Source organism: Curtobacterium sp. PhB172 (assembly GCF_003752545.1).
Taxonomy (GTDB): Bacteria; Actinomycetota; Actinomycetes; order Actinomycetales; family Microbacteriaceae; genus Curtobacterium.
The window spans coordinates 187,681-206,500 of the sequence record NZ_RKIF01000010.1 but is presented as its reverse complement, the minus strand read 5'-3'; the positions used below and the strand labels follow the sequence as shown (position 1 = coordinate 206,500).

Sequence of the window (18,820 nt, the reverse complement as noted above, 5' to 3'; positions counted from 1 at the left end):
GCGGATCCCGCAGATCCCGCGGATCACGCGGCTTCGGCCGTTCCCGGCGTGGGGAATCCCGGAATCCGTCGCCATGGGGTATTGACACCCGAACTGGGGGCGACGACCATTGTCGGCACGAGAGGTCCACGCAGGATCTGCCTCCCCGGGGAATCGGGTCGTCCGGAGATACGCGCTGGTGTGTCACACCCGCTCCCCGGGCGTCTCCGGGGAGGCATCTCGTAACCTCGTCCGGTGCACACCACCATCGTCGCCCCGGGTCTCCGTCGTCTCGCCATCGTCCTCTGGGTCGTCGCGGTGGCGCTCGTCCCCCTGGCACTGCTCGGTGGCGGCACCCCGTGGCTCGTCCCGGTCCCGAGCATCTGCATCGCGTTCGTGGCGTGGGCCGCGCTCTGGCGGCCGCGCATCGAGCTGACCCCCGAGCACCTGCGGATCGTGGACGTCCGCCGCACCAGCACCTACACGTGGTCGCGCGTCACCGAGGTGCGCACGAAGTACGGCATCGAGGTCGTCACGAGCGAGGGCGTCCGCCGCGTCTGGATCGCGACGCGCCCGACCGCGCGGCTCACCGCCCAGGTCCAGGGCCGACCGGGAGGCCCGGATCACCTCGACGTCGACGCTGCGGCCGCGCGGATGCTGGCCCTCGTGCCCACCCCGGCTCCGCAGGACGGTCCGCCGCCCGCGACCGTGACGGCGGCGCCGATCACCCACCGGGTGCACGGCTGGACGGTCCTGGCGTTCGTCGTGCTCGGGATCGCGGCGTCGCTGGCGGCGGCCCGGATGTAGCGTCCCGGCGTCCACTCCCCCGCCGACGCAGAACGACACCCCCGACGTCGTGCGACGTCGAGGGTGTCGATGCGGGTCGTGCGACCGCGGGACTACTTGGTGTAGCCCACGTCCTGCCACTTGACCGAGTACTGCTGGAACTGCGCGGGCCCGTAGTTCACGAGGTCCTTGCGCACACCCCAGGCGTACGGCTCGGCGAACAGCGGGATGGTGCCGGCGACGGCGACGATCTTCTTGTCGATCGCCTGCGCGTCCTTGATGCGGGCGTCGGCGTCGAGCTCGGCGTTCGCCTTGTCCCATGCCGCGCCGAGCGAGTCGTCCGTCACGCCGGTGTAGTTCTGGCCGGCGTCGGCGGGGTAGTAGATCGACTTGAGCGACGAGATCGGGAACGGGGTGCCCTGCCACGCGAAGTACGTGGCGTCGAAGTCACGGCCGTCGGTGGTGATGTACTTCGTGAAGAAGTCGTCCGACGGGACGGTGTCGATCGTGACCTTGAAGCCGGCGAGCTTCGTCTGCTGCTGCACGAGCTGCGCGACGTTCGCCGAGTTCGGGTTGTCCGACGGGATCACGAAGCGGACGTCGAGTTCCTTGCCGCCCTTGGTCGCGTAGCCGTCCGAACCGACCTTCCAGCCGGCGTCCTCGAGCTTCGACTTCGCCTTGTCGGTGCTGTAGCCGTAGACCGACGAGACGTCGTCCTTGTACCCCTCCTGACCGGGCAGGTACGTCAGGTTGTTGAGCACGTCACCCGGGCTCTTCACCGGCGACAGGATCGCCTGGGCGAGGACCTTGCGGTTGATGGCCTGGGCGAACGCCTGGCGCACGTCCTGGTCCTTGAAGACGTCCGAGGTGCCGTTCAGCGTGATCTGCCGCTGCGTGGTGCCGAGCGAGCGCTCGATCTTCGAGTCGGAGCGGGAGTTCGCCGTCTTGAGGTTGTCGGCGCTGCCGTTCAGGTTGAACGCGTCGAGTTCCTTGTTGCCGTACGCCTGCGCGACACCGTCACGCGAGACCGTCTTGAAGACGATGGTGTCGAGCTTGCCCGGGTCGCCCCACCACTTCGAGTTCTTCTCGAACGTGAGGACGCCGCCGTTGGCGTCGAAGGACTTCACGATGTACGGGCCACCGGAGACGTAGGTCTTGCCGTCAGCGGCGTACGGGCCCTTGGCCCAGGCGGTGTTGAAGTGCTCGGGGGTGTCGACGGCCCAGTACGGGTAGATGGAGCCCAGGACGCTCGCCCAGTCGGCGTTCGTCTTCGAGAACGTCATGATGACGTCGCGCTCGTCCGAGCCCTGCTTGACCGAGTCGACGTCCTCCCACACGTTGGTGGCGAGGGGCGCGAAGGCCTTGTTCGTGCCGTTCAGCGCCTTCCAGTTGGCGATGACGTCCTTCGCGCTGATCGGGGTGCCGTCAGACCACACGGCCTTCGGGTTGATCTTGATCTCGACGGTCTGGGGTGAGTCCTTGGTCAGCTCGACCGAGGTCGCGAAGTCCTTGTTCACCTCCCACTCGCCGTTCTCCTTGAACTGGATGAAGCCCGGCAGGTACGCACCGGAGATCGTCTGGTCGTCGACGGTTCCGGAGTCGAGGTTGTTGATCTGGAAGTTCGCCGGAGCGGTGTCGATCGGCAGGGTGATCGACCCGCCGTCCTTGACGTCCGCGCGGTCCGCGACGGTCCAGCCGGTCGACTTCAGCGACGACTCGGCGACCGCGGAGCTGCTGTTGCCCGCCTGTCCACCGCCGGAGCAGCCGGCCAGCACGACGGCCGCAGCCGCAGCGGTGGCCAGCACGGCGATGCCCTTGATCCTCTTTCGCATGGCGAGGATTCCCTTTCGTTGTGGTTCGCGCAGTTCGCGCTGGAACGCGGCGACCCCCGCCGCCACGCCTGTTGGTTGAGAACCCTAGTCACATCCGAAGGCTCCACAAGGGTTGATGTGGGGAATCGAAACATGCTCGTAACGAATGTTGCATAGCGTCACAACGGAAGTCCCACCCCTCCGTCGCGAGCGGCTAACCTGTCGCCACCGACAACGCCGTCCGGACGGACGGCCGCACCCCACGAGGTCCCAGTACATGCTTGCCTTCATCGCAAAGCGGATCGTCAACTACATCGTCCTGACGATCGTCGCGACGACCCTCGGTTACATCCTCGCCAGCAGCACGCTGAACCCGGCTGCCCGGTTCCTGGGCCGCAACCCGGCCGTGCCCCAGGGCACGATCGACGCGTCCCTGCGGAAGCTCGGTGCCGATCCGGACACCCCGCTCATCGTCCGGACGTGGACCTGGTGGTCGAACCTCGTCACGCACGGGTCGCTCGGCATGAGCACCCGCGGCACCGAGGTCACTGCCGACATCGTCGCCCGCTCCGGCACGAGCCTGCGCTTGCTGGTCATCGGCACGCTGCTCGGCGCGATCCTCGGGGTGCTGCTCGGCGTGTGGAACGCCGTCCGCCAGTACCGCACGTCGGACCAGGTCTCGACGTACCTGTCGTTCGCCGTGCTCGCCACCCCGACCTTCGTCATCGCGGTCGTCCTGATGATCCTCGCGACCGCGATGAACCAGGGGCTCGGCACCCAGGTGATCCGGTTCACGGGTGAGTACACGCCGGGGGTGAACGGGTTCTTCCCGGTGCTCGGCGACCGGCTGATCCACCTGTTGTTACCCACGATCTCGCTGACCATCGGCGCCGTCGCCACGTACTCGCGGTACCAGCGCTCCGCGATGCTCGACGTGCTGTCGAACGACTTCATCCGCACCGCGCGGTCGAAGGGCCGGACGCGCGGATCGGCCATCATGCGCCACGGCGTCCGCGTCGCCCTCATCCCGATGTCGACGTTCTTCGCGTACTCGTTCGGGCTGATCCTGACCGGCGCGAGCATCACCGAGCTGGTCTTCAGCTGGCACGGCATGGGCGAGTACTTCGTCCAGGGCATCACCAACAACGACATCAACGCGGCCTCGGGCACGATCCTCTTCACGGCGATCCTCGTGCTCATCGCAGGAACCCTCGCGGACCTGCTCTACGCCGCGCTCGACCCGCGAGTGAGGGTGTGACCCGTGTCTGTTCTCGACCCCACGACCACGACCACCGCCGGCGACCCCGGTGACGGCAACGCCGGCACCCCGGCGCACGTCATCGAGGTCAAGGGCGGCCGCACGCCGCTCTGGCGCAAGGTGTTCGGCACCTGGCGTGCCCGCATCGGTGGCGGCGCCCTGCTGCTCATCCTGCTGTGGGCCTTCGTCGGCCCGCACCTGTACCACTGGAACGCCGTCGACTCCGATGGTCTGGCGTTCGGCATGCCGCCGAGCGCCGCGCACTGGTTCGGCACGAACGACATCGGCCAGGACATCTACGCGCAGACGCTCGTCGGCCTGCAGAAGTCGCTGCTCATCGGCCTCATCGCCGGTCCGGCCGCCACGCTGATCGCCGGCATCGTCGGTGCGATCGCCGGCTACTTCGGCGGCACCGTGGACCGCGTGCTCGTGTGGGTCATCGACCTGCTGCTCGTGATCCCGTCGTTCTACGCGCTCGTGCTCCTCAGCCCGGTGTTCAAGAACCTGACGTGGGTGGCGCTCATCGTCGGCCTCGCGGTGTTCAGCTGGATGGTGATGGCCCGCGTGATCCGCGGCCAGACGATGTCCCTGCGCGAACGCGACTACGTCAAGGCCGCCCGCTTCATGGGCGTCCCGGCGTTCACGATCATCCGACGGCACATCCTGCCGAACGTGGCGTCCCTGCTCATCATCGACGCGACGCTCGGCGTCGGGGCCGCGATCCTGGCGGAGAGCTCGCTGAGCTTCTTCGGCTTCGGCATCCAGATCCCCGACGTCTCGCTCGGCACCCTGCTCGCCGCCGGCAGCCAGTCCGCCGTCACCCGCCCGTGGCTGTTCGTCCTGCCCGCCGCGACCCTCGTCGCGACCGTGCTCTCGACCAGCCTGCTCGGCGACGCCCTGCGCGACGCCATCGACCCCACCTCCGGAGCCAACCGTGACTGAGCCGCTGCTGACCGTGTCCGACCTGTCGGTCACGTTCAACCCGAAGACCAAGCCCGTCTACGCCGTCCGCGGGGTCGACTACACGGTGGCCCCCGGCGAGTTCCTCGGGATCGTCGGCGAGTCCGGCTCCGGCAAGTCGGTGTCCTCGATGGCCGTGATGGGTCTGCTCCCGTCGTCCGCCCACGTCGAGGGCAGCATCCGCTTCGACGGCCAGGAGCTCTTGGGCAAGAACGACCGCGAGATGTCCCGCCTGCGCGGCGGCGACATCGCGATGGTGTTCCAGGACCCGCTGTCCGCTCTGACGCCCGTGTACACGATCGGCCAGCAGATCATCGAGGGGCTGCGACTGCACGACCGCTCCCTCACCCAGCACGCCGCCCGCACCCGCGCCGAGGAACTGCTGCGCGTCGTCGGCATCCCGAACCCCGCTCGGCGCCTCGACGCGTTCCCGCACGAGTTCTCCGGCGGCATGCGGCAGCGCGCGATGATCGCCATCGCCATCGCGAACGACCCGAAGCTGATCATCGCCGACGAGCCGACCACCGCGCTCGACGTCACGATCCAGGCGCAGATCCTCGACGTGCTGCAGACGGCGAAGGACATGACCGGTGCCGCCGTGGTCCTCATCACGCACGACCTCGGTGTCGTCGCCGGCAACGCGGACCGCGTCGCCGTGATGTACGCGGGCCGCATCGTCGAGACGGCACCGGTCGAGCCGCTGTTCCGCGAACCCGTCATGCCGTACACGATCGGGCTCCTCCGCTCGATGCCGAACATGACCGCGGCCCGCACCGAACGGCTCGTCCCGCTCGAGGGCCGCCCGCCCCTGCTCACGCAGAAGCCGACCGGCTGCCCGTTCGCCGACCGCTGCCCGGCGGTCATCGACGCCTGCCGCGACGGCGAGCCCGCGCTGGTCGAGCCGACCGTCCCGCAGAGCGGCGACAACCCGGTCCTGACCGGGACCGTCCCGACGATCGGCAACGGCACGCTGCTCGACGACCACACCGCCGCGTGCATCCGTCGCGACGAGATCGCGGCGGGCACCCTCGAGCGGTCGGAGATCTTCCCCCGCCCCGAGGACATCCCCGAAGCGGCGGTCGACCACGGCGACGACGTCGTCCTCGAGCTCACCGACGTCGTCAAGACGTTCCCGCTCACCAAGGGCGCGCTCTTCCGCCGGCAGATCGGCGAGGTGCACGCGGTCGACGGCATCTCCCTGACGCTGAAGCGCGGGCAGGTGCTCGGGCTGGTCGGTGAGTCCGGTTGCGGCAAGACCACCACGATCATGGAGATCCTCGAGCTCGCCGGCGCCCAGCAGGGCACCATCCGGGTGAACGGCGTCGACACCGCGTCGCTGTCGAAGAAGGACCGCCTGGCGATCCGCCGCGACATCCAGGTCGTGTTCCAGGACCCGATGGCGTCGATCGACCCCCGGCTCGACATCGGTTCGGTGATCGGTGAACCGCTGACGGTGCACAGGGTCGCGAAGGACGAGATCCGCCGCCGGGTCCGCGAGGTCCTCGAGCTCGTCGGGCTCGAGCCGAGCTACATCGACCGGTACCCGCACGAGTTCTCCGGCGGCCAGCGGCAGCGCATCGGCATCGCCCGGGCGCTCATCGTCGAGCCGAAGATCCTCGTGCTCGACGAGCCCGTCTCGGCACTCGACGTCTCGGTGCAGGCCGGCGTGATCAACCTGCTCGAGGACCTGAAGCACCGCCTCGGCCTGTCGTACCTGTTCGTCGCCCACGACCTGTCCGTCGTGCGGCACATCGCCGACGACGTCGCGGTCATGTACCTCGGCCGCATCGTCGAGTACGGCGACGGCGACAAGGTGTTCTCCGATCCGCAGCACCCGTACACGCGGGCGCTGCTGTCGGCCGTGCCGGTGCCGGACCCGTCCGCCGAGGCCGCCCGCGGGCGGATCCTGCTCGACGGCGACCTGCCCTCCCCCACCGAGCGCATCGACGGCTGCCGGTTCCGCACCCGCTGCCCGCTCTACCAGCTCCTCGACGAGGGCCGGCAGGAGCAGTGCCGTACCGTCGACCCACGCCTGCAGGACGTGCACGGCCGTGGTGTCGCGTGCATCCAGACCGACCAGGAGCACCTGCTCACCGAGCGGGTCGGCGCGGTCGTCTGACGACGCGGGTCACGTTCACCGCTCCACATCGTGAGCAGGAATGGTCGGGTCCTGTTCGCGGACCCGACCATCTCTGCTCACCAAGCGCGGCAGTTGACGTGACCAGCAGACGGACGGGAGGCCCGGCGCACGTCGTGCACCGGGCCTCCCGTCCGTCTCGTGGTCGCGATCGCGAGCCGCGTCAGCCGCCCAGCGTCAGGCTCAGCAGCGAGACCACGAGGAGCGCCAGCGCGACCGCGCCGACGATCACGGCAGGGCGGTCCCAGCCGCGCACGGCGTCGCCGTCACCGGCGACGGCACGCTGCTCAGCCCAGCGGTCGAGCAGCACGGTCATCTCGTCCGGCTGGCGCAGCACGGCACGCTCGCCGCGCCGGGCCGGCTTCGGCCGGGGCAGCGACGGGCCGCCCCAGCACTGCACGCGACGGCCCGCGACCGTCTCGATGACGATCTGCCAGCGGAGCTTGACGTCGGCGACCGCGTGCCACGGCACCACGGTGCGGCGGAGCGGGTTGACGACGGTGACGGCCGTGTCGTCGATGCGGATGCACGGGCGGTACGTGAGCACCCACAGGACCCAGACGAGCACGGCGATCGGTCCGACGGCGTCGAGCACCACGATCCAGCTGCCGCGCACGGCCGCGTCGACCAGCAGGAAGAGGCCCAGGACGGCGACGAGGCCGGCCGCCACGGCGCCTCCGCGACCAGCGCGGAGGACGACGGGACGTCCGGCCTCGTTCGTGTCCAGCAGGATCAGCGTCCGAACTCGAACCCGGCGCCGGGGATGGCGGCCAGGAGGTCCTTCGTGTACTGCTCCTTCGGGGCGGCGAAGACCTCGTCGGTCGTCGCCTTCTCGACGATCTTGCCCTGGCGCATGACGCACACGTTGTCCGCGACCAGGCGGACGACCGCCAGGTCGTGCGTGATGAACAGGTAGGTCAGGCCGAGTTCGGTCTGCAGCTCCGTCAGCAGGTCGAGGATCTGCCCCTGCACGAGCACGTCGAGCGCGGAGACGGCCTCGTCGAGGACGATGACCTCCGGCTTGAGTGCGAGCGCGCGAGCGACGGCGATGCGCTGCCGCTGCCCACCCGAGAGCTCGTTCGGGTAGCGGTTGACCATCGACTTCGGCAGCGCGACCTGGTCGAGCAGCTCGAGCACGCGGGCCCGACGCGACGCCTTGTCGCCCACTTTGTGCGTGGCGAGCGGCTCGGCGATCGTGTTCCCGACGTTGTACATCGGGTCCAGCGAGCCGTACGGGTCCTGGAACACCGGCTGCACGCGGCGGCGGAAGTCGAAGAGGTCCTTGCCCTTCAGGGCGCCGATGTCGATGCCGTCGAACTGCACGGTGCCGCTCGAGATGCTCTCGAGCTGCAGCACCAGCTTGGCGACGGTCGACTTGCCCGAGCCGGACTCGCCGACGAGCGCCGTGGTGGTGCCCTTCGGGATCGCGAACGACACGTCGTCGACGGCCTTGAGCTCGCGGGTGGCGAGGCTCTTGCCGCGCAGCTTGTAGATCTTCTCGAGGTTCTTCACCACGATGAGGTCCTCGGCCGGACGGTGCTCGCGCTCCTGCGCCCGGGCGATGAGCTCGGCGTCGTCGCTGCCGGCGTCGGCGATCTCGATGCGCTCGTGCTGCACCTTCGACTGGATGCGGCGGCTCGCGAGCGAGGGCGCCGCAGCGACCAGGCGCTGCGTGTACGGGTGCTGCGGGTTGGCCAGGATCTCCTTCGAGGGACCGGCCTCGACGACCTGGCCCTTGTACATCACGACGAGCTTCTCGGCGCGCTCGGCGGCGAGTCCGAGGTCGTGCGTGATGAACAGCACGGAGGTGCCGAAGTCGCGGGTCAGGCTCTCGAGGTGGTCGAGGATGACGCGCTGGACCGTGACGTCGAGCGCACTCGTCGGCTCGTCGGCGATGAGCAGCTGCGGGCGGCTCGACAGACCGATGCCGATGAGCACGCGCTGTCGCATACCGCCGGAGAACTCGTGCGGGTACTGCTTGAGGCGGGTCGAGGCATCGCCGAGGCCGGCCTCCTTCAGGACCTCGATCGCGCGGTCGCGGACGGCCTTCTTGCCGGTGGCCATGCCGTTCGCACGGATCGCCTCCTCGACCTGGAAACCGATCGACCACAGCGGGTTGAGGTTCGACATCGGGTCCTGCGGGACGTAGCCGATCTCCTTCCCGCGGATCTCGGACATCTCCTTGTCGCTCAGCCCGACGAGCTCGCGCCCGTTGAACTTGATCGACCCGCCGGTGACCTGGCCGGTGCCGGGCAGCAGCTTGATGATCGCCTGGGCGCTCGTCGACTTGCCGGAACCGGACTCGCCGACGATGGCCAGACGCTCGCCCTGCTCGAGGGTGAGGTCGACACTGCGCACGGCCTGCACGAGACCGGACTGCGTCTTGAAGCCGACCTGCAGGTCGCGGATCTCGAGCAGCGGAGCACCGTCGGCGTTGGTGCGTCGGCCGGTGGGGTTGGTCAGCGTCTCGCTCATCGGCGGGCCCTCGCCTTCGGGTCGAGCGCGTCGCGCACCACGTCACCGAGGAGCAGGAACGCGAGCACGGTGATGGACAGCGCGGCCGACGGCCAGAAGATCGTCGACGGGTTGGTGCGGATCGACGTCTGCGCCGTGCCGATGTCGAGACCCCAGCTGAGGGCCGACGGCGGCAGTCCGATGCCGAGGAACGACAGGGTCGCCTCGGCCACGATGAACGTGCCGAGCGACACGGTCGCGACCACGATGACCGGAGCCAGCGAGTTCGGGATGACGTGGCGCACGAGCGTCTTGAACCGGCTGACGCCGAGGGCCGCCGACGCCATGACGTAGTCGGCCTGCTTGGCGCTCAGGACGGCACCACGCATGATGCGGGCGATCTGCGGCCACGCGAAGGCCGACAGCACGAGCGCGACGGTGATCGCGTTCCGCGCGGGGATGACCGACATGATCACGATCGCACCGAGGACGGTGGGGATCGAGAAGAAGATGTCACCGATGCGGGACACGATCGTGTCGAGCCAGCCGCCGTAGAACCCGGCCAGCGCACCGATCACGATGCCGACGATGGACACCAAGACCGTCGCGACGATGCCGACGATGAGCGAGTTCTGGGCGCCCCAGATCACGCGGGCGTAGACGTCGGAGCCCTGACGCGTGAAGCCGAGGATGTGCCCGGCCTCGGGCCCGCCGTCGCTGTTGTCGAGGTTCGACGCACGCGGGTCGACGTGGGCGAAGAGCCCGGGGAAGACCGCGACGACGATGATCAGCAGGATCAGGATCGAGGAGATCCAGAACGTCGGGCGGGTCCGCATGGACTCCCAGGCGTCGGTCCACAGGGAACGGGTCTTCTCGTCCTCGTTGACCTGGTCGATCGCCTGCAGGGGCGTTTCCTCCAGCGGGGCGACGAAGTGCGTCGCCGAGCGGGGTGCGGCGTTACTTGGCATAGCGGATCCTCGGGTCCAGGACGGCGTAGAGCAGGTCCACCAGGAGGTTGGCGAGCATGAAGATGATGACCATCACGGCGACGAAGGAGACCACCGTCGGGCCCTCGCCGAGCTTGACGGCGCGGAAGACCGTGCCGCCGACACCGTTGATGTTGAAGATGCCCTCGGTGACGATCGCGCCGACCATCAGGTTGCCGATGTCGACACCCAGGTAGGTCACCACGGGGATGAGCGAGTTCCGGAAGATGTGCACGCCGACCACACGACGACGGGGCAGGCCCTTCGCGGTGGCGGTGCGCACGAAGTCCGCCGTGGTGTTCTCGGCCACGCTCGCACGGGTGAGCCGCACGATGTAGGCGAACGACACGGACGCCAGCACGATCGCCGGCAGGATCAGTTCGTCCCAGGGCGCTTGCCCGGACACCGTGACCCGGAACAACCCGAGTTTGATGCCGAACACGTACTGCAGCACGAACCCGACGACGAAGGTCGGCACCGAGATGAGCAGGAGCGAGACGACGAGCGCTGTGGCGTCGAACAGCTTGCCCTTGCGCAGACCCGCGACGACACCGACGACGATGCCGGCGACGGCCTCGAACACGAGCGCGAGGATCGCGAGACGAGCGGTGATCGGGAACGCCGAGGCGAGCTGCTGGCTGACCGGCAGACCGGAGTAGGTCACACCGAGGTCGCCGCGGAACACGCCGCCGATCCAGAGCAGGTACTGGACGATGAACGGCTTGTCCAGGTTGTACTGCTGGCGCAGGGTCTCGATGACCTGCGGCGACGGCTGGCGGTCGCCGAACAGCGCTGCGATGGGGTCGCCGGGCAGCGAGAACACCATGAAGTAGATGAGGAACGTGGCCCCGAAGAACACGGGGATGAGTTGCAGGAGGCGCTTTCCGAGGTACCAGAGCATCAGATCCCTGCCCGGTCCGGAGCGATGTCGATCAGGTTCATTGTGGTGAGGGGTGGACGTTCCGAGGGTCGGCACGGATGTCCGGTTCGGGCGGCGGCGCCCGATGTGGTGGGGGAAGGTGTTGCCGCCGAGGTACGGGGGTTCGGGGACCGTTGCGGTCCCCGAACCCCCGTCCGGTGGTCGCGAGGCAGGATACCTGCCCACGCGGTGCTCTCGAGGAGAGCGGTGTTACTTCGTGACCTCGATGTCGTAGTACAGCGGCACCGAGTTCCAACCGAACTTCACGTTGGACACGTTGTCGGCGTTCCAGACACCAGTGACGTTCGAGTACCAGAGCGGGATCTCCGGGAGGTCCTTGAACAGGAGCTCCTGGGCCTGGTCGAAGGCCTTGTTGCCCTCTTCGACCGTGGCGGCCGAACGGCCCTCGGCGAGCAGCTCGTTGTACTCCTTGGAGTCGTACCGCGAGTAGTTGTTCGACGAGCCCTCACCCATGGTCGGGCCGAGGAAGTTGTACAGCGACGGGTAGTCGGCCTGCCAACCGGTGCGGCTGCCGCCCGTGAGCTTGTCGTTCGTCTGGAGGTCGAGGGCCTCCTGGAACGTCGGGATCGCGTTGCCCTCGGCCTTGATGCCGAGCGTGTTCGAGATCGAGTTCGTGACCGCGGTCACCCACGCCTCGTGCCCACCGTCGGCGTTGTACGTGATGGTGAGGGTGTCGTCGTACTTCGAGATCTTGTCGGCCTCGGCCCACAGCTTCTTGGCCTCGGACTCGTTGTAGTCCAGGACGTCGGAGCCGTCGAGGTCGTCGTTCCAGCCCGCGATGACCGGCGACGTGAAGTCCTTCGCCGGGGTGCGCGTGCCGTCGAAGATCTTGTCGGTGATCTGCTTGCGGTTGATGGCCATCGAGACGGCCTCACGACGCAGCGTGCCTTCCTCGCCCTTCCAGTGGTCGAGGTAGTACGGCAGGTAGATCGCCTGGAAGATGGCGGCCGGCTGGTTGACGTTCGAGTCCGGGAAGTCCGACTTGTACGTCTTGAAGGCGCTGTCCGGCACGGCGTCGAGGACGTCGAGGTTGCCGCCCTGCGCGTCGGAGTACGCGGTGTCCTGCGAGGCGTAGAACGTGATCGTCAGACCACCGTTCTTCGGCTTGCGCTTGCCCTCGTAGTCCTTGTTGGTGACGAGCTTGATGGACTGGTTGTGCGTCCAGGCCTTCTTGCCGTCGAGCTTGTACGGACCGTTGCCGATCGGGTTCTCACCGAACGCCTTGGTGTCGTCGTAGAACGAGGACGGCAGCGGCACGAACGCCGAGTAGCCGAGCGACAGCGGGAAGTCCGACTGGGCCGACTTCAGCGTGACGGTGAACTCGTCGTCGTCGACGACCTTGAGGCCCGTGAGCTCCGAGTCCTTGTCGGCGTCGTAGCCCTCGATGTTCTCGAAGAAGTAGCTGGCGCCCTGGGCGTTCGACTTCTGCGCGGCCCAGTTCCAGGCCTTGGTGAAGGACTCTGCGGTGACCTTCTCGCCGTTCGTGAACGTGTAGTTCGTGTTCAGCTTGACGTCGAAGGTCTTCGAGTCATCGGTGTCGATGCTCTTCGCGACCTCGTTGACGGACTTGCCGTCGGCGTCGTAGGACACGAGGCCCTCGAAGAGCGAGTCGATGATCTTGCCGCCACCGGTCTCGGTGGTGTTCGACGGGATCAGCGGGTTCTGCGGCTCGCTGCCGTTGGTCGTGACGATGCCCGAGGCGTTGGACGAGCCCGAGCCACCCCCACTGTTGCTGTTGCTGGAGCAGGCGGTCAGGGCGAGTGCTGTGGCCCCGAGCACGGCGAGGGCTGTGAGCCCGGCGCGCTTCTTGATCAAGGTTCCTCCTGGTGCATGGGACGCGCAAGGGCACAGCGGTGTCACCCGGGCGCGTTTGACATCTGCACTGTAGGCAAGGTGGACAGCAGCCTCCAAACCCTGGAGCGAACGGTTACAAGCCGGTAACCAACTTGCACGATCCTTGCGAGAAGATGCAAGATTCGCGCGCTTGCTGAACGCCCTCGCGCTTTTGTTGCATCTGCATGAAATTCGTTGCACTGCGACACAGTTCTGTGCAAGGAAGACCTGTTCCGAGGCCGCCTCAGGACCCGGGCATCGGCGCCGCACCAGCCGTACCGTGAACACGTGCTCGCGAACGACATCCCCCATCTCCACGTCCCCTCCTCCCCCACCGTCAGCGGTGATCCCGGGAACGGCGGAGCCGCCTTCGTCGCGGTCTCCCGTCCGGACCTCGACCAGGACGCGTACCGCAGCACCATCGAACGCGTGACCACCGAGGGCACGGTCCGCTGGACGTCCGGCGACCGCGACTCCTCGCCGGCCCTGTCCCCCGACGGTCGTGCCCTCGCCTTCCTCCGGTCCGTCGAGGACGACCACGGCGTCGCACACCCGCAGCTCGCCGTGGCGCCGGTGCACGGCGGCGAGGCCCGCGTGGTCACCGCCCTGCCGCTCGGCGCCGGCACCCCGGTCTGGTCGCCCGACTCGACACGCGTCGCCGTGACCGCACGCTTCCCCGAACCCGGCCGCTACGGCTCCGAGGTCCCCGGCGGCGACCGTCGTCCGGCGACGGACGCCGAGGCGCCGCGGCTCGTGTCCCGACTCGACTTCCACGTCGACGGCACGGGGTACCTGCTCGACAAGCCGCAGCAGATCGTGGTCGTCGACGTCACCGACCCCGCAGCGGCACCGGTGGACTCCCCGCTCACGAGCGCGCCCTGCTCGGTCTCCGCACCGGCCTGGTACCCGGACGGCGGCGCGCTCCTCGTCGTCGCCCCGCGGGACCTCGGTGCGCGTGAGACCCACGACGACGACCTGTACCGCGTCGACGCGTCCGACGGCACGATGGCGCTGGCGATCCGGACCGAGGGCTCGGTCAGCTCGATCGCGATCACCCCGGACCGTACCGTCCACTACGTCGGGGCGTCGCACCGCGACGGGCGGCTGGTCGGCGAACCCGAAGGGCTGTGGGTCGCAGCGCACGACTCCGAACCGGTCCGACTGACCGCCCGCGAGACGGTCGACGTCTCCGGGACGCCGGCGTTCCACCGCGACGACGTCCTCGTGCAGGTGCTCGACCGCGGCACCGTCACCGTCCGTCGTGTCCCCGCCGGCACGACGGCTCCGCTCCGGCTCGACGAGCTCGGGGTCGTCCTCGGCGGCCGTCTGGTCGTCTCGGGCTTCGACGTCGACGGGGACGTCCTGGTCGCCACGGCTGCCACGACGGACTCGCCCGGCGAGGTCCACGTGGTCGACCTGACCGTGACCGACGATGCCCTCCCGCCGGTGCTCACCGACTACGCGGCCCCGCTCCGGTCCGAGGCATCGGCCCCCGGTGTCCGCCGCATCGAGGAGCTCACCGGCACCGCTCCGGACGGTACCCCGGTGCACGGCTGGGTCGTCCTGCCCGAGGGCGAGGGGCCGCACCCCGTCCTCCGGGTGGTGCACGGCGGACCGTTCGGCCAGGACACCTGGGCGTTCTTCGACGAGGCGCAGGTCTACGCCAGCGCCGGGTACGCCGTCGTCATCGGCAACCCGCGAGGGTCCGGTGGCTACGGACTCGACCACGGCCGCGCGGTCATCGGGGCGATGGGCACCGTCGACGTCGACGACGTGCTCGCCCTGCTCGACGCAGCGCTCGAACGCCCCGACCTCGACGCGGCACGCGTCGGCATCATGGGCGGCTCGTACGGCGGGTTCATGACGAGCTGGGTCGCCGCGCACCACGGCGAGCGGTTCGTGGCCGCGTGGAGCGAGCGCGCCGTGAACGCGTGGGACTCGTTCGCGGGCAGCTCCGACATCGGTTGGTACTTCGCCGACGCGTACGTCGGTGCCGACCCCGAAGAGCAGCGTCGCCGGAGCCCGCTGACGTACGCCGCGCAGGTCACCATCCCGTTCATGGTCGCGCACTCGGAAGCGGACTGGCGCTGCCCGATCGAGCAGGGGCAGCGCCAGTTCGTGGCCCTCCGGCGCGCGGGGATCGACGCGTCGTTCCTCGTGTTCCCCGGCGAGGGCCACGAGCTCTCCCGCTCCGGCACACCATGGCACCGCGTGCAGCGGTTCGAGCACGTCCTCGCCTGGTGGGCGCAGCACCTGCCCGTCACGCCGGTCGCCTGACCGGGCTGACGACGGACGGGAGGCCCGTGGCGGGTCCGCCACGGGCCTCCCGTCATCTCGTTGGTGCGTCGAGGACGCGGGTCGCTAGGCGAACGCCTCCACCGGCGGGCACGCGCACACCAGGTTGCGGTCACCGTAGGCCTGGTCGATCCGGCGGACCGGCGGCCAGTACTTGCGGCCACTGATGCCCGGCAGCGGGTAGACGGCCTGCTCGCGGGTGTACGCGTGCGCCCACTCCCCCGAGATCACCGACGACGCCGTGTGCGGGGCGTGCACGAGCGGGTTGTCGTCCGCCGGCCACTCCCCGCGCTCCACGGCCGAGGCCTCGGCACGGATGGCGAGCATCGCGTCGACGAACCGGTCGAGCTCGGCCAGGTCCTCGCTCTCGGTCGGCTCCACCATCAGGGTGCCGGCGACCGGGAACGACATGGTCGGGGCGTGGAAGCCGTAGTCGACCAGGCGCTTCGCGACGTCGTCGACGGTGATGCCGGTGGTGTCACGCAACGGTCGCAGGTCGAGGATGCACTCGTGCGCCACGAGGCCGTCCTCGCCCGTGTAGAGCACCGGGAACGCGTCGCGCAGTCGGGCCGCGATGTAGTTCGCCCCGAGTACAGCTGCCTCGGTCGCACGGGTGAGCCCCTCGAGCCCCATCATCCGGACGTACGTCCACGTGATGGGCAGGATGCTCGGGCTGCCGTACGGTGCCGCGCTGACCGGGCCGCCGGCGTGTGCCAGGCGGTCGTCGGCCTCGGCCGCGGTCGAACCGGGCCGTCGGTCGGCCTGCTGCGCGAACGGGTGCCCCGGCAGGTACGGCGCCAGGTGCGCCTTCGCCGCGACCGGACCGACACCGGGTCCGCCGCCGCCGTGCGGGATGCAGAAGGTCTTGTGCAGGTTGAGGTGGGAGACGTCGCCGCCGAAATCGCCGAAGCGGGCGTGGCCGAGCAGCGCGTTGAGGTTCGCGCCGTCGACGTAGACCTGGCCGCCGGCGTCGTGGACGGCGTCGCAGATCTCGCGGATGTCGTGCTCGTACACGCCGTGGGTCGACGGGTACGTGATCATCAGCGCCGCGAGGGTGTCGGCGTGCTGTTCCGTCTTCGCGCGGAGGTCGGCGAGGTCGACGTTGCCGTTCTCGTCGCAGGCGACCACGACGACCTGCATGCCGGCGAGCACCGCGGACGCGGCGTTCGTACCGTGCGCGCTCGACGGGATGAGGCAGACGGTGCGCTCGGTGCCGCCGTTCGCCAGGTGGTACCCGCGGATCGCGAGGAGTCCGGCGAGCTCGCCCTGGCTGCCCGCGTTCGGCTGCAGGGACACGGTGTCGTACCCGGTGACCTCGGCCAGCCAGGACTCCAGGTCACCGATCATGTCGAGGTAGCCCTCGATGTCGTCGCGCGGCGCGAACGGGTGGATGTTCGCGAACTCCGGCCATGTCACCGCGGCCATCTCGGTCGCCGCGTTGAGCTTCATCGTGCAGCTGCCGAGCGGGATCATGCCCCGGTCGAGCGCGTAGTCCTTGTCCGCCAGGTGCTTCAGGTACCGCATCATGCGGGTCTCGCTGCGGTGGGCGCTGAAGACGGGGTGCGTCAGGTACTCGCTCGCGCGCAGCAGACCGGCCGGGAGGCCCGTGGCCGCGTCCCGCACGGCCGCCTCGGTCGCGGGGACGGTCACGTCCACGGCCCCGAACACGCCCGCCAGTCGGGTGACGTCGTCGGGCGTGGTCGTCTCGTCGACGGAGAGCTGGAACACGTCCTCGTCCACCTGGTGCAGCAGGAAGTCGGCGTCCTGCGCTGCGGCGACGACCGCCCCGGCGCGACCGGTGGCCCGCAGGGTGAGCGTGTCGAAGAACGCGTCGTGCACGACCTCGAGCCCGGCGTCGCGGGCGACCGCGGCGAGCGCCGACGTCGTCCGGGCGACCCGGTTCGCGATGAAGCGCAGCCCCTCGGGCCCGTGGTAGACGGCGTACATCGAGGCCATCACGGCGAGCAGGACCTGCGCGGTGCAGATGTTGCTCGTCGCCTTCTCGCGGCGGATGTGCTGCTCGCGGGTCTGCAGGCTGAGGCGGTAGGCCATCGCCCCGTCGGCGTCGAAGGACACCCCGACCAGGCGACCGGGCAGCTGGCGTTCGAGCCCGGTGCGCACGGCGAGGTAGCCGGCGTGCGGGCCGCCGAAGCCGAGCGGGACGCCGAAGCGCTGGCTCGTCCCCACGGCGACGTCGGCACCCAGGTCACCGGGGCTGGCGAGCAGGGTCATGGCGAGCAGGTCGGCCGCGACGACGGCGATGCCGCCACCGGCGTGGACGCGCTCGATGATCGACGACGGGTCGACGATCCGGCCGGAGGCACCGGGGTACTGCACGATCACGCCGAAGGCGCCGTCGAGCTGCTCGTCGGTCGGCCCGGTGACGGGGTCGAACGCACGCAGCGTGATGCCGACGGCGTCGGCGCGGTGGTCGAGCAGCGCGCGGGTCTGCGGCAGCAGGTCGTCGTCGACCAGGAACGCGTCGCCCTTCACCTTGGAGGCGCGGCGGGCGAGGAGCATGCCCTCGACCACGGCGGTGCCCTCGTCGAGCATCGAGGCGCCGGCGGTGGCCATGCCCGTCAGGTCGGAGACCATCGTCTGGAAGTTGATGAGCGCCTCGAGCCGGCCCTGGGAGATCTCCGGCTGGTACGGCGTGTAGGCCGTGTACCAGCTCGGGTTCTCGAGCACGTTCCGCTGGATCACGGCGGGGGTGTGGGTGCCGTGGTACCCGAGCCCGATCATCGCGCGGCGGACGGTGTTGCGCCCGGCCTTGGCGCGGAGTTCGGCGAGCGCCTCGGTCTCGCCGACGGCGGCGGGGATCACCGAGTCGGTGACGGGTGCTGCGTGGATCGACTCCGGGATCGCGGCGCGGACCAGGGCGTCGAGCGACGGCCGGCCCACGGTGTCGAGCATCGCCTGCTGGTCGGCCGGGGTGGTGCCGATGTGGCGGTCGGCGAACGAGGTCTGCAGGTTCTGGAACTCCTGCTGGTCGTCGGGGCCGGTCATGCGATGGACGCCCGGTACGCGTCGTGGTCCATCAGGTCCTCGGGGAACGAGGTGCCGTCGACCTTGATCTTGACCAGCCAGCCGGTGCCGAACGGGTCCTGGTTGACCGTGTCGGGGGCGTCGACCACGGCGTCGTTGACCGCGACGACCTCGCCCTCGATCGGCGCGAAGAGCTCGCCGACGCTCTTGGTGGACTCGATCTCGCCGATCTGCTCGCCCGCGGTGGTGGCGGTGCCGACGGCGGGGAGCTCGACGTAGACGACGTCACCGAGCTGCTCGGCGGCGTGGTCGGTGATGCCGACGGTGACGGTGTCGCCCTCGACGAGGAGCCACTCGTGGTCGGCGGTGTACTGGAGTGCGGTCTGGTCGCTCACG

At 69.3% G+C, this 18,820-nt stretch carries 13 protein-coding genes; 5 read left to right on the top strand and 8 right to left on the bottom strand.

Annotated features, from left to right (window positions below; translation table 11 throughout):
• The first annotated feature begins 234 nt into the window (after positions 1–234).
• On the top strand, positions 235–786 hold the full coding sequence (locus EDF42_RS15125) for a PH domain-containing protein (RefSeq protein WP_123673106.1): 552 nt from the start codon (positions 235–237) through the stop codon (positions 784–786).
• A 92-nt stretch (positions 787–878) separates the two neighbouring features.
• Here the strand turns inward: EDF42_RS15125 and EDF42_RS15120 are convergent, their stop codons facing one another.
• Positions 879–2,597: an ABC transporter family substrate-binding protein gene (locus EDF42_RS15120; protein ID WP_123340699.1), complete on the bottom strand. Its 1,719-nt coding sequence runs from the start codon at positions 2,595–2,597 to the stop codon at positions 879–881.
• A gap of 256 nt (positions 2,598–2,853) precedes the next feature.
• Between EDF42_RS15120 and EDF42_RS15115 the strand changes: the two genes are divergently transcribed.
• Genes EDF42_RS15115 through EDF42_RS15105 form a run of 3 tightly spaced genes read left to right on the top strand, consistent with a single transcriptional unit; the run spans position 2,854 to position 6,913 of the window.
• Positions 2,854–3,834: an ABC transporter permease gene (locus EDF42_RS15115; protein ID WP_123340698.1), complete on the top strand. Its 981-nt coding sequence runs from the start codon at positions 2,854–2,856 to the stop codon at positions 3,832–3,834.
• 3 nt (positions 3,835–3,837) lie between these two features.
• Positions 3,838–4,776, top strand: coding sequence for an ABC transporter permease (locus EDF42_RS15110; RefSeq protein ID WP_123340697.1), 939 nt, complete (start codon positions 3,838–3,840; stop codon positions 4,774–4,776).
• Complete coding sequence (locus EDF42_RS15105) at positions 4,769–6,913, top strand: dipeptide ABC transporter ATP-binding protein (protein ID WP_123673104.1); 2,145 nt, start codon at positions 4,769–4,771, stop codon at positions 6,911–6,913. Before EDF42_RS15110 ends, EDF42_RS15105 begins: the two co-directional genes overlap by 8 nt.
• A gap of 181 nt (positions 6,914–7,094) precedes the next feature.
• Here the strand turns inward: EDF42_RS15105 and EDF42_RS15100 are convergent, their stop codons facing one another.
• From EDF42_RS15100 to EDF42_RS15080, 5 genes are all read right to left on the bottom strand, one after another.
• Positions 7,095–7,601, bottom strand: a complete 507-nt coding sequence (locus EDF42_RS15100) for a PH domain-containing protein (RefSeq protein ID WP_123340696.1) — start codon at positions 7,599–7,601, stop codon at positions 7,095–7,097.
• Positions 7,602–7,663: 62 nt separating this feature from the next.
• Entirely contained in the window at positions 7,664–9,406 is a 1,743-nt protein-coding gene (locus EDF42_RS15095) for an ABC transporter ATP-binding protein (RefSeq protein WP_123340695.1), read from the bottom strand.
• Positions 9,403–10,353, bottom strand: coding sequence for an ABC transporter permease (locus EDF42_RS15090; protein WP_123340694.1), 951 nt, complete (start codon positions 10,351–10,353; stop codon positions 9,403–9,405). The genes EDF42_RS15095 and EDF42_RS15090 overlap by 4 nt, the downstream gene beginning before the upstream one ends.
• A complete protein-coding gene (locus tag EDF42_RS15085) occupies positions 10,343–11,272 on the bottom strand; it encodes an ABC transporter permease (RefSeq protein WP_123340693.1) in 930 nt (309 codons plus the stop codon). Before EDF42_RS15085 ends, EDF42_RS15090 begins: the two co-directional genes overlap by 11 nt.
• A gap of 228 nt (positions 11,273–11,500) precedes the next feature.
• Positions 11,501–13,126 carry an ABC transporter substrate-binding protein gene (locus EDF42_RS15080; protein WP_123673102.1) on the bottom strand — a complete coding sequence of 542 codons (1,626 nt, stop codon included), beginning with the start codon at positions 13,124–13,126 and terminating at the stop codon, positions 11,501–11,503.
• 306 nt (positions 13,127–13,432) lie between these two features.
• On the opposite strand from EDF42_RS15080, the gene EDF42_RS15075 reads away from it, so the two are divergent.
• Positions 13,433–15,421 carry a S9 family peptidase gene (locus tag EDF42_RS15075; protein ID WP_123673100.1) on the top strand — a complete coding sequence of 663 codons (1,989 nt, stop codon included), beginning with the start codon at positions 13,433–13,435 and terminating at the stop codon, positions 15,419–15,421.
• Positions 15,422–15,505: 84 nt separating this feature from the next.
• Here EDF42_RS15075 and gcvP read toward each other — a convergent pair whose 3' ends face one another.
• A complete protein-coding gene (gene gcvP, locus EDF42_RS15070) occupies positions 15,506–18,445 on the bottom strand; it encodes an aminomethyl-transferring glycine dehydrogenase (protein WP_123673098.1) in 2,940 nt (979 codons plus the stop codon).
• Entirely contained in the window at positions 18,442–18,819 is a 378-nt protein-coding gene (gene gcvH, locus EDF42_RS15065) for a glycine cleavage system protein GcvH (protein ID WP_123294121.1), read from the bottom strand. The genes gcvP and gcvH overlap by 4 nt, the downstream gene beginning before the upstream one ends.
• Position 18,820: the final 1 nt, after the last annotated feature.

Excerpts from the sequence above, each read along its gene's own strand:
- EDF42_RS15120 (WP_123340699.1), bottom strand. The coding sequence starts at position 2,597 with ATGCGAAAGAGGATCAAGGGCATCGCCGTGCTGGCCACCGCTGCGGCT.
- EDF42_RS15115 (WP_123340698.1), top strand. The coding sequence starts at position 2,854 with ATGCTTGCCTTCATCGCAAAGCGGATCGTCAACTACATCGTCCTGACG.
- EDF42_RS15095 (WP_123340695.1), bottom strand. The coding sequence starts at position 9,406 with ATGAGCGAGACGCTGACCAACCCCACCGGCCGACGCACCAACGCCGAC.
- EDF42_RS15090 (WP_123340694.1), bottom strand. The coding sequence starts at position 10,353 with ATGCCAAGTAACGCCGCACCCCGCTCGGCGACGCACTTCGTCGCCCCG.
- EDF42_RS15085 (WP_123340693.1), bottom strand. The coding sequence starts at position 11,272 with ATGCTCTGGTACCTCGGAAAGCGCCTCCTGCAACTCATCCCCGTGTTC.
- gcvP (WP_123673098.1), bottom strand. The coding sequence starts at position 18,445 with ATGACCGGCCCCGACGACCAGCAGGAGTTCCAGAACCTGCAGACCTCG.